This is a genomic window from Oceanicola sp. S124 (assembly GCF_000220565.1).
Taxonomy (GTDB): domain Bacteria; phylum Pseudomonadota; class Alphaproteobacteria; order Rhodobacterales; family Rhodobacteraceae; genus Pseudooceanicola.
Genome location: NZ_AFPM01000119.1, coordinates 1 through 14,419 on the forward strand (window position 1 = coordinate 1; position 14,419 = coordinate 14,419).

General features: G+C 67.6%; 12 protein-coding genes. 10 read left to right on the forward strand and 2 right to left on the reverse strand.

Annotated elements, in window-relative coordinates; genetic code table 11:
• Both OS124_RS24095 and OS124_RS0108665 read right to left on the reverse strand, forming a co-directional pair.
• Positions 1-619: heme/hemin ABC transporter substrate-binding protein (locus OS124_RS24095; protein ID WP_010139117.1), on the reverse strand; the 619-nt coding region annotated here is incomplete at its 3' end.
• Positions 616-1,677 (reverse strand): hemin-degrading factor, encoded by a 1,062-nt coding sequence (locus OS124_RS0108665; protein ID WP_010139119.1) that lies wholly within the window; start codon positions 1,675-1,677, stop codon positions 616-618. The genes OS124_RS24095 and OS124_RS0108665, both read right to left, overlap by 4 nt.
• Positions 1,678-1,897: 220 nt before the next feature.
• Here OS124_RS0108665 and OS124_RS0108670 point away from each other — a divergent pair, with 220 nt between their 5' ends.
• From OS124_RS0108670 to OS124_RS0108705, 10 genes are all read left to right on the forward strand, one after another.
• Positions 1,898-3,886 carry a TonB-dependent receptor plug domain-containing protein gene (locus tag OS124_RS0108670; RefSeq protein WP_010139121.1) on the forward strand — a complete coding sequence of 663 codons (1,989 nt, stop codon included), beginning with the start codon at positions 1,898-1,900 and terminating at the stop codon, positions 3,884-3,886.
• 248 nt (positions 3,887-4,134) lie between these two features.
• Positions 4,135-5,208, forward strand: coding sequence for an efflux RND transporter periplasmic adaptor subunit (locus tag OS124_RS0108675; RefSeq protein ID WP_010139122.1), 1,074 nt, complete (start codon positions 4,135-4,137; stop codon positions 5,206-5,208).
• A complete protein-coding gene (locus tag OS124_RS24100) occupies positions 5,205-6,323 on the forward strand; it encodes an efflux RND transporter periplasmic adaptor subunit (RefSeq protein WP_010139123.1) in 1,119 nt (372 codons plus the stop codon). Before OS124_RS0108675 ends, OS124_RS24100 begins: the two co-directional genes overlap by 4 nt.
• Complete coding sequence (locus OS124_RS28260; RefSeq protein ID WP_337459419.1) at positions 6,320-7,534, forward strand: efflux RND transporter permease subunit; 1,215 nt, start codon at positions 6,320-6,322, stop codon at positions 7,532-7,534. The genes OS124_RS24100 and OS124_RS28260 overlap by 4 nt, the downstream gene beginning before the upstream one ends.
• Positions 7,419-8,393 (forward strand): efflux RND transporter permease subunit, encoded by a 975-nt coding sequence (locus OS124_RS28265; protein ID WP_337459421.1) that lies wholly within the window; start codon positions 7,419-7,421, stop codon positions 8,391-8,393. The genes OS124_RS28260 and OS124_RS28265 overlap by 116 nt, the downstream gene beginning before the upstream one ends.
• Entirely contained in the window at positions 8,303-9,379 is a 1,077-nt protein-coding gene (locus OS124_RS28270) for an efflux RND transporter permease subunit (protein ID WP_337459420.1), read from the forward strand. The genes OS124_RS28265 and OS124_RS28270 overlap by 91 nt, the downstream gene beginning before the upstream one ends.
• A complete protein-coding gene (locus OS124_RS26025; protein ID WP_010139124.1) occupies positions 9,376-10,059 on the forward strand; it encodes a TetR/AcrR family transcriptional regulator in 684 nt (227 codons plus the stop codon). The genes OS124_RS28270 and OS124_RS26025 overlap by 4 nt, the downstream gene beginning before the upstream one ends.
• Positions 10,060-10,194: 135 nt before the next feature.
• Positions 10,195-10,671, forward strand: a complete 477-nt coding sequence (locus tag OS124_RS0108695) for a GbsR/MarR family transcriptional regulator (protein ID WP_010139125.1) — start codon at positions 10,195-10,197, stop codon at positions 10,669-10,671.
• A gap of 2 nt (positions 10,672-10,673) precedes the next feature.
• The gene (locus tag OS124_RS0108700; protein WP_010139126.1) at positions 10,674-12,074 is read left to right on the forward strand and encodes an efflux RND transporter periplasmic adaptor subunit; all 1,401 of its coding nucleotides are present in this window, start codon (positions 10,674-10,676) and stop codon (positions 12,072-12,074) included.
• Positions 12,075-12,077: 3 nt separating this feature from the next.
• Positions 12,078-14,419, forward strand: a 2,342-nt coding sequence (locus OS124_RS0108705; RefSeq protein ID WP_010139127.1) for an efflux RND transporter permease subunit, incomplete at its 3' end; no start/stop codon positions are given.

Below are 14,419 nucleotides of genomic sequence, written 5' to 3' on the forward strand. Positions count from 1 at the left end.
AGCCGGGATAGTCGCTGACCGCGTTCTCGGCGCCGACCATGGTGATGATCCCGTCGGCGGCGGTGCCGGTGCCCGAGGCCATCACCCGTCCGCCCTGCAGCGAGATGATGAAGAGCACCCGCTTGCCGGCGGCATCGGCCTCGGCCATGGCCGCGTCGATGTCCGCACCGACGCGGGCCGCCAGCTCCTCGGCCTCGGCGCGCAGGCCCAGCACCTCGCCCACGGTGCGGATCTTGGTCAGGATCGCGTCGCGGTCATAGCCCTGGGGCACCTCCTCGAAGGGGATGCCGGCCTTTTCCAGCAGCTCGACCGTCTCGGGCGGGCCCGCGCCCTCGTCGGTCAGGATCATGTCGGGCTGCACCGACAGCACCCCCTCGGGTGAAAGGCGGCGGATATAGCCGATGTCGGGCAGCAGCGTGGCCTCTGTCGGGAAGGTCGACGTGGTGTCGCGGGCGACCAGGCGGTGTTCCTGTTCCAGCGCGAAGACGATCTCGGTCACCCCGCCGCCGATCGAGACGATCCGGCTGGGGGTGTCTTGCGCCAGCAGGGGCAGGGAGGTCAGCGAGAGGGTCGCGACGGCGGCCACGGAGGCGACGAGGGAGCGGCGGGACAGGCTCATGCGGGCTCCTCCTGGGACAGGCGTGCGACTTCTTCTTCCACCAGGGCGCTCCAGGCGGCGTTGTGGTCGACCTCGGCGGTGCGATGGCCGAAGATCTGGGAGATCAGCGCGCCCTGGGCATCGAAGAATTCCAGCGAGATGGCCGGGCCGCGCCGGGCCGGTTTCTCGATCGCCCAGACTTCGGCGATGTGATCGCCGCGCAGGTGCATGTCGAAGCCGGGGTCGAGGACGTTCAGCCAGGGGCCCATGGTCTTGATCGGCCCGATCTGTCCCGAGAAGATCTGGACGCAGCCGGCATTGCCAACGAAGATCATCGAGGGGGTCCCGGTCTCGGCCAGCCGGTCGAGGATGCGCCCGACAGAGGCCACCGCGAGCGGCCGCGCCCAGGGCGCCCCGACCACCCGGTAGGCGCCGAGACGGTTGATGCCATGTTTGCGCATCAGCGCGGGGAACTTGTGGGTGTCGCCCATCTCGGCCCAGTCGGCGCGCAGCGCTGCGGCCACCTCGGGGCGCAGGATGGCGGCTTCGACGGGCGCGCGCGCGTCGGTCACCAGGCTGTCGGACTGGTCCTCGATCCGCAGCGCCTCGCGCAGGGCCTCCCAGCCGGAGGCCTCGGCCCCCTTGGGCAGGTAGATCTTGTGCACCGCGTCGCCGGCGGCATCGAAGACCTGGAAGGACAGCCGGATGCCGGCCTTGGTCTCGGCCACCACGGCGAAACCATGCACCCAGTGGCGGCGGAAGATGCGCAGGTCGATGCCTTGGCCCAGCACCAGCCCGGCGTGCTCGCCGGGGCGGTAGCCGCCGAAGGTGCCCTCGACCTCGCTGACGATACTGTCGTTGCGGGTCAGGGCCATGACCTCGCCCAGCGTCTCGACGCCCGGCAGCAGGGCGTCGGGATCCGCCGAGATCCGCACCACCCTGTCACCGTCGACGCGCGCTGCCAGCAGGTCCGCCTCCGATACGCCGAGGCTGGCGGCAAGGTCGCGCGGCCTCTGCGTCGTGTCGTCGAGAGCCTGCCGGATCTGTGCCGGGCTCGGTTTCTGGGGGGCGGTCTTCATGTGTCAGTTACCTCTTGAGGATCCCGCGAAAGGAGGAGGCTGGCACGAACGCAACACTGCGGAGCTGGCTGATATGGGCGTTGTTGACAGAATTACTCGGATAAAATAGGCGACGCAAGACCCTGCCGCCCGGGGGGACTTGCGGCCGGTGTCTCCTCCTTCGCGCCAGCCCTCAGGCCAGCTCTCCAACAACAACATCATAATGAGCCAGGGGATTCCCATGCCCGCACGTCACTCCGTGCGCGCGCTGCTTCTGTGCAGCGCCGCTCTTACCCTTCCCGTGTCCGCCTTCGCCCAGGAGGAGGCCGCGATCCTGCTCGCGCCGATCACCGTCGAGTCCAAGCGCGAGGTGCAGACCGATACCGCGCTATCCCAGACCATCGTCGATGCCGAGGAAATCCAGGATCGCCAGGCTGATACCATCGCCGACCTGATCGAAACTGCGCCGGGGGTGAACCTGATCAACGGTGGCTCGCCCGTCGGGTCGGGGATCAACATCCGCGGCTTCGGTGCCAATGGCACCTACGGCACCGACAGCAAGGTCGGCATTGTCGTTGGAGGCGCGACCAAGGGGTCCGAGGAGCTCTACCGGATCGGCACGCAGCTCTATACCGACCCCAGCCTCTACCGCGAAGCCGTGGTGTTGCGGGGCATGGGGGGCACGCTTGAATACGGTTCGGGCTACTTCGGCGGCCTGCTGATGCTCGAGCCGATCCAGGCGGCGGATCTGACCGGAGGCGAGCCGGGCGTGAAGCTGCGCCAGACCCTGCAGTATTCCTCGAACGGGGATGGCTTGGTCTCGTCCACAACCCTCGCCTGGCAGCCCAGTGAATGGGTCGAGTTCCTGGCAAACTACACCTGGCGCGACACCGGCACGCCAGAGGACGGCGACGGTGTCGCCCTGATGGACGAGGGGTCGGAGCTGCCGTCGTGGCTGATCAACAGCCGCGTCACCTTCGGCGACAGCGGCGAGCATCAGCTGAGCCTGCTGTTGTCCGAGACACAGAGTGAAGAGCTCGACGTGCCCTTCGACTCCTTCTCTTGGGATGGCACGCAACTGGGCAATGTCGACCGGGCCGTCGAAGATCGCACCGCCGTGCTGCGCTATGACTATGCTTCGCCGACGTCCAGCTTGCTGAACCTTCGTGCCGAACTCAGCTATTCCGATCAGTACATCGATGTCGACTACATTTCCGGGCCTCCGCTGGGTCTGAACGACACCGAGTATCGCTATGAGACCACCAAGTTTCTGGTGAAGAACACGGCCTATTTCGATGGTGCATTCGCCGCGCACGACCTGCGGACCGGCATCGAGGTCGAACGGCGCGAGCGCGTCGACTCGGCATCTTCGGCGCCTGGCGGCACGGACAGGCGCGTGTCGGTCTTCGTGGTTGACGACATCACGATGGGCGCGCTGACCCTGACTCCGCAGCTGCGGTACGTAACCCAGGATGTGGATGGCACGGACTATGGGTATGGCAGCTACGACAACACCGCGCTGATGGGGGGCGTGTCGGCGCTCTATGACCTTGGCGGTGGCTTCTCGGTGCTGGGCGGACTGCACTACAACGAGAACCTGCCGATCATCGACGATATCGCCGAAGCCACCGCGGACGAGATGATGACCACCTCGGAGAAGGCCACCACCATCGAGGCGGGGTTTGCCTATGAGGGCCGTGACCTGTTCGGGGAAGGGGACGCGCTGTCGTTCAAGGCCGTGGCCTACGATACCCACGTCTGGGACGTGACGTCTTACGGCGAACGGGTCGGCATGACGACCCTGCATTTTGACGCCGTTGATCTCTGGGGCGTGGAACTGGAAGCCAGCTACTCCATGCAGAACGGCATCTATGTCGATGCCAACGCCAACATTGCCCGGGGCCGCACCGAACGTGCGGGGAACCGCGCTGACTGGGCCGGCATTCCCAATGACGAGCTGCGGCTGACCCTTGGGCGCAAGTTCGGCGAAAAGCTGGATCTGTCGTGGGAAGCGGTGATGGCAAGCGATATGGACCGCAGCAGCACGCCGTCGGACGGCTACGTGGTGCACAACCTGCGCGCCACCTTCAGGCCGCAGACCGGCGTGTTCGAAGGGACAGAGCTTCGCGTCGGCATCGAGAACCTGCTGGACGAGGTCTACAAGCCCCATCTGGCGCAGCGGAACGCCCCGGGTCGGACGATCAAGCTGACCGTCGCCAAGACCTTCTGATCACCTCGGAAATCACGGCTCAGAGCCCCGCCGGACTGATACCGGCGGGGCTTTTCCATGGCCCGCTTTCATGAGGTATCTTCATGGCCCGTCGGTCGGCGTTTCACCTGATGTGATGGCTTCGCTGATCTGCAGCGGGGCAAGGCCCCTTCGGGGCGGGATGTGCAGGTCGCGTGACAGAAGTCTCATGTTGACAAGTGTGTCACTATGGCGGATGACGTTTCAAAGAGCGCGAGTCAGGAGGCCTCATGGCGGTGACAGCATTCATCAGGGGGCTTGCCCTCGTGTCCCTGGGGGTGGCCGGGGTTGGGGTGGCGCGCGCGGAAGAGAGTCCGCTGCCCGTCCACGTGGTCACGACGACGATCGTCGCGCCCGAACGCAGCTACCGGCTGACCGGAACGATCGAGGCGCTGGACAGCTACCCGGCAGGGTTCCGGGACGGTGGCCGGGTGATCTCGGTTGCGGTCGACGTGGGCGACGTGCTGCACGAGGGCGACGAGATCGCCCGGGTCGATCCGGCCCGCACCGACGCCAGCCTGCGCGCGGCCGAGGCCTCGCTGGTAGCGGCAAATGCCGCGCTGGATCAGGCCGAGCAGGCGCAGACACGGGCCGAAGGGTTGCTGGCGCGCGGTTCGGGCACCCAGGCCGAGCTTGACCAGGCGCGTGAAAGCTACCTGACCGCCCGGGCGGCCCGGGATCAGGCCGAGGCCCAGCTTGCCACGGCCCGCCGTGCCGTCGAGGACACCGTGCTGACCGTCACCCGCGACGCCATCGTGATCGACCGCAGTGCCGAGGCGGGGCAGGTCGTCGGCGCCGGACAGACCATCGTCACCCTCGCCTCGCTCGAGGGCCGGGAGGCCGTCTTCCTGACCCCCGACGATCCGCGTCTGGGCGAGGCGCTCGGCTCGGACGTGGCGATCCGCCCGCTCGAGGGGGATACCGCCCGTATCGTCGTGCCGGTGACCGAAGTCTCGCCGGTGGTCGCCGAAACCGGCACCGTCACCGCCAAGGCCCAGATCACCGGCGAGGCTGCGCGTGGCTTCACCATCGGCGAGCCGGTGGTGGGCGAGTTGCGACTTCAGGATGCCCCGGTCATCTCGCTGCCCTGGACGGCGCTGAATGCGTCGGCGGGGCAACCCTCGGTCTGGATCCTGCCCGAGGGCAGTGACCGGGTGCGGCTGGTGCCGGTCGAGATCAGCGCCTTCACCCGCGACCAGGTCGAGATCGCCTCGGGCCTGGAAGAGGGGGTGCAGGTGGTGACCTCGGGCTCTCATGCGCTCTACCCGGATCGCCCGGTGATCGTCCTGGAGGATGCGGAATGAAGATGACCCTGTCCCGGAAACTGTCGCGCGCGGCGCATCCCAGGCGCGTCGTCCTGCTGGTGCTGGTGATGCTGGCCGCGCTTGCGGTGCGGCCGGCCCTTGCCGCAGACGACGCAGCGCCCCCGGACCATGGCCCGCGTCCGGTGATCACCGAGATCGTCAGCGCCGATCCCACCGACGAGCGCGCCTTCCCCGGCATCATCGAGGCCAGCCACGAGGTGCAGCTGGCCTTCCAGACCATCGGACGGATTGCGCGGCTGGATGTCTCGCCCGGGGATGTGGTGTCCGAAGGCGACGTGCTGGCGGTGCTGGACCGGGTGTCGCTGCAAGAGGATCTGCGCGCGGCAGAGGCGGCCCTGGCCTCGGCCCGCGCCGAGGCGGAGTTCGCCGAGCAGAGCTATTCGCGCACCCGCGCCCTGGCCGACCGTGACATCGCCAGCCAGGCGACGGTCGAGCAGGTCGAGGCACAGCGCAATGCCACCGCCGCAAAGGTCGTCGCGGCCGAGGCCGACCTGGCCGCCGCCGAGGATGCGCTGACCTACGGCAGCCTGACCGCGCCGATGGACGGCGTGGTGCTGTCGACCGAGGTCGAAGCGGGGGCCGTGGTCTCGGCAGGAACGACGGTGCTGACCGTGGCTGAGCTTGCGGGCCGCGAGGCGGTGATCGACGTGCCGACGGAGTTCCTCTCGCTGCTGCCCTCGGACGCCATGTTCGAGCTGCGCCGCCACGCGGGCAGCGCCGCCCCTGTGCCGGCGCGCCTGCGGCTGGTCGAGCCGGTGGCCGACGACATCCTGCGCGGCCGCCGCCTGCGGCTGGCCATCGAGGGCAACGAGGGGGCCTTCCGCATCGGCTCGCTGATCACCGCGACCTATGCGGCGGAAAGCGAGCCGGTGATCACCCTGCCGCTTTCGGCCATCGCCGGGCGCGAAGGGGCGCCCGAGGTCTGGCGGGTCACGCCGGGCAGCCGGGTGGTGCACCCGGTGCCGGTGACCCCGGGGGTGCGGATCGGAGATCGGATCGAGATCCGCAGCGGTATCGAGGTGGGCGACGAGGTGATCGTCAAGGGCGCCCGCTCACTTGAAGACGGACAGACAGTCGGAGCGCGAGAAGAATGAAGAAGGGTTTCAACCTCTCGGACTGGGCGCTGAACCATCGCTCCTTCGTCTGGTTCCTGATGATCGTCAGCCTCGTCGCGGGCGCCGTCTCCTATGTCTCGATGGGCCGCGAGGAGGATCCCTCCTTCGCCATCAAGACCATGGTGGTCTCGGCCGCGCTGCCCGGCGCCACGGCCGAGCAGACGGTGACCCAGGTCACCGACCGGATCGAGAAGAAGCTGCAGGAGCTGGACAACCTGAAGAACACCCGCTCGGTGACCTACCCCGGGCAGACCATCGTCTACATCGACCTGACCGACACCACCCGCGGTGAAGCGGTGAACGCGACCTGGCTGAAGGTCCGCAACATGATGTCGGACCTGCAATCCGAGATGCCGGACGAATTCGCGGGCTTCTACTTCAACGATGACTTCGGCGATGTCTTCGGCTCGATCTACGCCTTCACCTCGGACGGCTTCTCGCCGCGCGAGCTGGAAGAGCGGGTCGACGAGGTGCGCTCGGCGGTGCTGCAACTGGATGCCGCGGGCAAGGTCGAGCTGGTCGGCGTGCGCGACCCGGTGGTGCATATCGAGTTCTCCTCGGCCCGGCTGGCGGCCCTTGGCCTGGACAAGCAGACCGTGATGAACACGCTGGCGGCACAGAACGCCATCGTGCCCTCGGGTTTCATCCACACCGGCGCCGAGCAGGTGCTGGTGCGGGTCACCGGCCAGTTCGCCTCGGCCGAGGACCTGGCCTATGCGCCGCTGCGGGCCGGAGAGACCTTCTTCACCCTCGCCGACGTGGCCGAGATCACCTCGGGCTACGAGGATCCGCCCGGCGCGCTGTTCCGCTTCGGTGGCGAAGAGGGCATCGCCCTGACCATCGGCATGCGCGAGGGCGAGAACATCCTCGACTTCGGCGAGGAGCTGCACGCGCTGATGGAGCGTGTCGCCGCCGAGCTGCCCGTGGGCATCGAGATGCACCTGGTGGCCGATCAGCCGCATGTGGTGGATCATTCGATCAACCACTTCGTCAAGGCGCTGGTCGAGGCGGTGGTGATCGTGCTGGCGGTCTCCTTCGTTTCGCTCGGGGGTGCGGGCGGGGCTGGTGGTCTCGCTGTCGATCCCGCTGGTGCTGGCGATCACCTTCGTCATCCTCGACATGATGGACATCACCTTGCAGCGGATCTCGCTCGGGGCGCTGATCATCGCGCTCGGGCTGCTGGTGGATGACGCCATGATCGCCATCGAGACCATGATCAGCCGGCTCGAACTGGGCGAAAGCCTGGCCAAGGCGGCCTCCTATGCCTGGACCTCCATCGCCTTCCCGATGCTGACCGGCACGCTGGTGACTGTGGCGGGCTTCATCCCGATCGGCCTCAACTCTTCCCAGGCGGGGGAATACACCAGCTCACTGTTCTACGTGATCGCCATCTCGCTGGTGATCTCCTGGGTGGTGGCGGTGCTCTTCGCGCCGGTGCTGGGGGCGACCTTCCTGCCGAAGAAGATGAAGCACGAGAAGCATGAACCGGGTCGCGTGCGGCGCGGGTTCCACGTGGTGCTGCGGGCCGCGATGCGGTTCAAATGGGTGACCATCCTGCTGACCGTGGGCACCTTCGCGGTCTCGGTCGTCGGGCTCGGTCTGGTCGAGCAGCAGTTCTTCCCCACCTCGGACCGCAACGAGATCCTGGTCGACGTGACCCTGCGCCAGAACGCCGACTTCGAGGCCACCGATGCCGAGATCCAGGTCTTCGAGGACTGGCTGAAGCAACAGGACGAGGCCGAGTTCTTCAGCACCTACGTGGGTCGCGGCGCGCCGCGCTTCATCCTGACGCTGGATGCGCTGACGGCCACGCCGAACATCGGCCAGGTTGTCATCATGACCCCCGACAACGCCAGCCGCGACGCGTTGAAAGCCAAGATCCTGGCCTTCGACCGGACCCGCGTCTCGGCCGAGTACTTCCCCAAGTACATCGAACTCGGGCCCCCGTCGGCAAGCCGGTGCAATACCGTGTCTCGGGCCCCGACTACGAAGAGCTGCGCGACCATGCCCGGGACCTGGCCAGCGTGCTGTCCTCGGACGACCGGCTGACCTCGATCACGCTGGACTGGAACGAGCCGGCCCGCGTGGTGCGGGTGGTGCTGGACCAGGCGCGGCTGCGCCAGCTGGGTCTGACCCAGCAGGACGTGGCGCAGAACCTCTACTCGCTGTTCGAGGGCGCCGCGGTGACCGAGCTGCGCAGCGGCACCAAGCTGATCTCGGTGCTGGCGCGCGGGGTGGAAGAGGACCGTACCACGCTTGCGGCCCTCGAGAACCTGCAGTTCGGCAACTCCAACGGCACGCCGATCCCGCTTTCGGCCTTCGCACGGCTGGAATGGGGCACCGAGCAGCCGGTGATCCACCAGCGCGACAGGGTGCCGACGATCACCGTCAAGGCGGCCATCGTGACGGCGGACCAGCCGGACACGGTGGTGTCGCACCTGGCCGGAGCCGTCGAGGACTTCCGTGCCACGCTGCCCGCGGCCTACAGCGTCGAGGTCGGTGGCTCGGTCGAAAGCTCGACCGAGAGCCAGGCGCCGATCGTCGCCGTGGTCCCGATCATGGTGCTGGTCATGCTGACCCTCGTCATGGTGCAGATGCAGAGCTTCCGGCTGATGTTCGTCGTGCTGGCGGTGGCGCCGCTCGGCCTGATCGGCGTGGTTGCGGCGCTGTTGCCTGCCGGGGCACCGCTTGGCTTCGTGGCGATCCTGGGCGTCCTGGCGCTGATCGGCATCCTGATCCGCAACTCGGTGATCCTCTTCCAGGAGGTGAAGGACCTGCTGGAGCGTGGCCGCACCCGCTGGGAAGCGGTCTTCGAGGCCTCCGACAGCCGCGCCCGACCGATCCTGCTGACGGCCGCGGCGGCCTCGCTTGCGCTGATCCCGATCTCGCGGCAGGTGTTCTGGGGCCCGATGGCCTTCGCCATGATGGGCGGCATCATTGCGGGAACGCTGATCACGCTGCTCTTTGCGCCGGCGCTCTACTGTGCGGTCTTCGGCGTGCGTCGCCCCAAACTCGAGGAGGCAAGCAAGGCGTGAGCCAGGACCATCGCAGCAAGGTAGCCGCCGAGCGACGCGAGAAGATGCGCCGCCGCCTCGTCGAGGCGGCGGTGGCCGTCTTCGCGACCAAGCCGCAGGGCGACGTGGTGATCGAGGACATCGTCGCCCGTGCCGAGGTGTCGCGCGGGACCTTCTACAAGTACTTCGACAGCCTCGACGAACTGCTGGTGCTGGTGAAGATGACCATCGCCCAGGAAGTGATGACCATGGTCGCATCGCAGGAGCGTTCCTCCAACGACCCTGCCGCGGCGCTGGCCCATGACATCAAGTGCTTCGTGCTGACCGTGCGGCGCTATCGGACCATCGGGCGCTTCTCGGCCAACATGGGGCTGGGTCCCGGCGAGCTGATCAACGACATGGTGCCCGACTACATGTCCTGGGGGGTGGCCGAAGGCCGCTTCTGCGACATGCCCTGCTGGCTGATCACCACCTTCCTCAAGACCGGGGTGATCTCGGTCATGATGCGTCTGATCGGCGGCGTGGGAGAGGCCAGCGACGCAAGCGATGTCGTCGCTGCCGTCCTGCGGTGTCTCGGCGTCGCACCGGACGAGGCCGCGCAGTTGGCCCAGACCCCGGGCCGGGAGCTGGAAGCGCCGCCGGGCACGCTGATCGCCCGCGCAGATGAGTTGCGCCGCGCCCATGAAGGCGCCTCGGGCTGACCGCAGGGCGGGTGCGCCGCATTTCCCGGCAGCCATCGGCGGAAGATGACAGTCACATGACCGGGACGTGACGTTTGCGTTCAGTTCGTTCATTTCATATTGAACGAACTTTGACGCCATGGCAGGGATTTTGCCATGAGCGATTCTCCGATTGACGATTTCATCCAGACCATGGGCCTGATGTGGAGCACCGAAGGCGGCCCCCGCATCGCGGGGCAGATCCTTGGCTATCTGCTGATCGAGGGCGAGCCGCGCACGCTGGCGCAGATGTGCGAGGCCCTGCAGATCTCCAAGGGCTCGGCCTCGACCAATGCGCGGCTGCTCGAGTCCAAGGGCGTCGTGCGGCGGGTGCACCCGGTCGGTTCGCGGCAGGACGGCTTCCTGGCGGTGCCGCATCCCTCGCATTCGCTGCTGAAGAGCGTCGCCACCCGGCTGCGGGGACAGGCCGATGAGATATCGGTCATCTCTGCACGCTTCCCCGAGGAACGGGAAGACGCCCGCGAGAGGGTCGGGGCCTTCGCCGAGTTCTACCGTCAAACAGCCGATTTCATGGACGCGTGGACGGCGCGCATCGCGCCCGCTCAGGGCGAAACCCCCGGAGAGGAGGACTGACCATGGCCAAGAAGGACAAGACGGCCAAGGCTGCGCCGCAGTCGCCGGACGATACGCCCCGGACACCTGAACCTGAGACCGCATCCCGCGACCAGACGACCAAGGACACAGCTGCCGTGACGAAGACCGACCAGACCCGGACGCCTCCTGCGTCCGGTGCCGAACCGGCAAAGCCCGACTGGGCGCTGAACCGGCGCGAACGCAGGGCCCGTGCGCGGGCCGAGGCCGGCCTGCCGCCGAAGAAGCGGCGCGGCTGGCTGGTGGCGCTGATCCTGCTGGTGATCCTCGCAGGGGGCGGCTGGTGGTTCATGAACGGCGGCTCCGAGACCCTGGCGGCGATGCAGCCGGCCGATGAGGGCGAAGAGGCCGTGGCCGCCGCGCCCGAGGAGCAGGCCCCGGCAGAGCAGGTCATGCAGCTTCTCGCCAGTGAACTGACCGAAATCGAACCCATGCGCCTGCGCGAAACCGTCAAGGCCACCGGGGCGCTTTCGCCCTCTCAGCAGGCGCAGATCTCGGCCGAGGTCTCGGCCCGGGTGACCGAGGTCACCGTGCGGTCGGGTGACCGGGTCGCAGCGGGTGATCTTTTGGTGCAGCTGGATATCGAGAGCCTGACCAACCAGCTCGACCAGCAGCGCGCCTCTGCCGAGGCAACACGCGCCCAGCTTCGCCTCGCCCAGACCCAGCTGGAACGCACCCGCTCGCTTCTGGGACGCGGCCTGACGCCCGAGTCCGAGCTGGACGCCGGTCAGGCCAATGCCGACCAGCTGGCTGCCAGCCTCGCCGCGCAGGAAAAAGCCGTGGCCAATGCCGAGGACAATCTGGCCCACGCCCGTGTCACGGCGCCCTTCGACGGTGTCGTCTCGGCCCGCGACGTGGATCCGGGCACCTATGTGGCGACCGGCTCTCCGCTGGTTTCGCTGGTCGACCTTACCACGCTGGAATTCGAGGCCGCGGTGCCGGTGCGCTACACGCCGCGCCTTGTGGCGGGCCAGCGGGTCGAGCTGACCGTCGAGGGTGTCGGCACCCAGGGCTTCACCGGCACGGTCGACCGCATCGCCCCGGTGGCGATCGAGGGCACCCGGATGCTGCCGGTCTATGTCTCGATCGAGAACCCCGAAGGCCTTCTGCGCGGCGGCATGTTCGCCGCCGGGCGGGTGGTGCTGGACGAGACGGAGGCCGCCATCGGTGTGCCCGCCGACGCGGTGCTGGAGGATGAGGCCGGAGCCTATGTGCTGAAGCGCGAGGGCGACCGCGTGGTCCGCCAGGGCGTCGAGGTGGCGCGCAGCTGGGAAGGTGGCCGCATGGCCGAGATCGCCTCCGGGCTGGTGCCCGGCGACATCATTGTCTCGCAGCCGCTGGAACAGCTTCGCCCCGATACCAAGATCCTCGTCGTCGGAGAGTAAGTCATGATCCTGACGCGTATCTCCGTCGGTCAGCCGGTCTTTGCCACCATGGTCATGGTGGCCATGCTGGTCATCGGCCTGTTCTCTTACCAGCGTTTGCCGGTCGAGCAGCTGCCCGACGTGGACTTCCCCGTCGTGGCCGTGGTCACCTCCTACCCGGGCGCCACGCCCGAGGCGGTCGAGAACGACATCATCAAGCCCATCGAGGACGCCGTTTCGACCATCTCGGGCATCGATTCCATCGAATCAACGGCCCAGACCAGCGCCTCCTTCGTCCTGATGATCTTCGACCTCGAGGTCGACAGCGCCACCGCCGCGCAGGAGGTCCGCGACAAGCTGGCCCAGATCCAGGGCGATTTCCCCGATGCGGCGGACGAGCCGCAGATCCTGCGCTTTGACCCGAACGAGCTGCCGGTGCTGTCCATCGGCATCTCTTCCGAAGAGCTGTCGCAGGGCGCACTGACCCGGCTGGCCGATGACGTGATCTCGACCCGGCTGGCGAATGTCTCGGGCGTGGGGCGGGCCTCGGTCGTCGGTGGCCTGCCGCGCGAGGTGCAGATTCGCATCGACCCCGACCGGCAGTCGGCGCTTGGCCTGGGGGTGTCCGAGGTGATCTCGGCGCTGCAGGCCGACAACTCGGACCTGCCGGCGGGCGAGATCAATCAGGGCGCTTCGGCCCAGTCGGTGCAGGTGCAGGGGCGCATCCCCGGCCTGCGGGACTTCGAGGACGTCATCGTCGCCCGTCGTGGCGGCCAGCCGGTGCGCCTTGGCGACGTGGCCGACATCGGCATCGACCTGGCCGAGGAAGAGAGCCTCGCCATGCTTGACGGCAAGCGCGCCCTGGCGGTGGACGTGGTCAAGACGCAAGGCGCCAACACCGTTGCCGTGGCCGAGGCCGTGCGCCACGAGATCGAGAAGATGTCCGCCGAAGGCCAGTTCGACGGCGTCACGCTGGAGGTGATCCGCGACAATGCCAAGCCGGTCGAGGAGAGCTTCCACTCGGTCCAGTCGATGATGATCGAGGGGGCGCTGCTGGCGACCGCAATCGTCTTCCTGTTCCTCAACTCCTGGCGCTCGACGGTGATCACCGGGCTGACTCTGCCGATCTCGATCATCGGCACCATGGCGGTGATCTACTTCCTGGGCTTCACGCTGAACATGATGTCGATGATGGCGCTCAGCCTCGCCGTCGGCATCCTGATCGACGACGCCATCGTGGTACGGGAAAACATCATGCGGCACCTGCACATGGGCAAGAGCCACGTGCAGGCGGCGCTGGACGGCACCAACGAGATCGGCCTGGCGGTGCTGGCCACCACGCTGTCCATCGTCGCGGTCTTCCTGCCTGTGGCCTTCATGGAAGGCATCCTGGGCCGCTTCTTCCTGCAGTTCGGGGTGACCGTCTCGGTCGCGGTGCTGATCTCGCTCTTCGTTTCGTTCACGCTGGACCCGATGATGTCCTCGGTCTGGTATGACCCCTCGGCGGATCCCAACGTCAAGCGCGGCTTCATCGGGCGCCAGATCGGCAAGTTCGAGCACTTCTTCGAATGGCTGGGCCGTCGCTACGCCGGCCTGCTGCGGATCTGCCTGCGCTGGCGCAAGATGACGCTGGTGGCCGCCCTTCTGGCCTTCGTCGGCGGGTTGATGACCTTCCCGCTTGTCGGGGCCGAATTTGTGCCCCCCGCGGACAACTCGGAAATCCAGATCGAGCTGACCACCCCGGTGGGCTCGACCATCGAGAGGACCTCGCAGAAGATCGCCCAGGTCGACCAGGTCCTGCGCGAGACCTTCCCCGAGATCATCGGCACCTATGCCACGGTCAACTCGGGCACTACCTCGGGCAGCAACGTGGCGACCATCTATGCCAAGATGACCCCGCCGCTGGAGCGTGACCGGACGCCCGAACAGATCACCGGCCCGGTGCGCGAGGCGCTGAAGACGATCCCGGGCGCCAAGTTCAACGTCGCGTCGGATCCCGGTCTGGGCGGGGTCGAGGCGCCGATCCAGGTGAAGATCTTCGGCGACAACCTCGACGTGCTGGCCCGCCTGGCGGACGAGCTGCGGGTGTCGATGGAAGAGGTCGGGGGGCTGGTCGACGTGGGCACCCCGCTGGACGACCCTCAGCCCACCGTCGGCATCCGTATCGACCGCGACGCGGCCTCGGATCTCGGCGTCTCGCTGGCCCAGGTGGCCGGGGCGCTGAACCCGATGCTGGGCGGGTCGACGGTGTCGGAATGGACCGACCCGCAGGGCCGCTCCGTCGATGTGACGGTGCGTCTGCCGGCCAGCTTCCGCGAGGATATCACCGAGCTCGGGGCGCTGCCGATCACCACCTCTTCGGATGG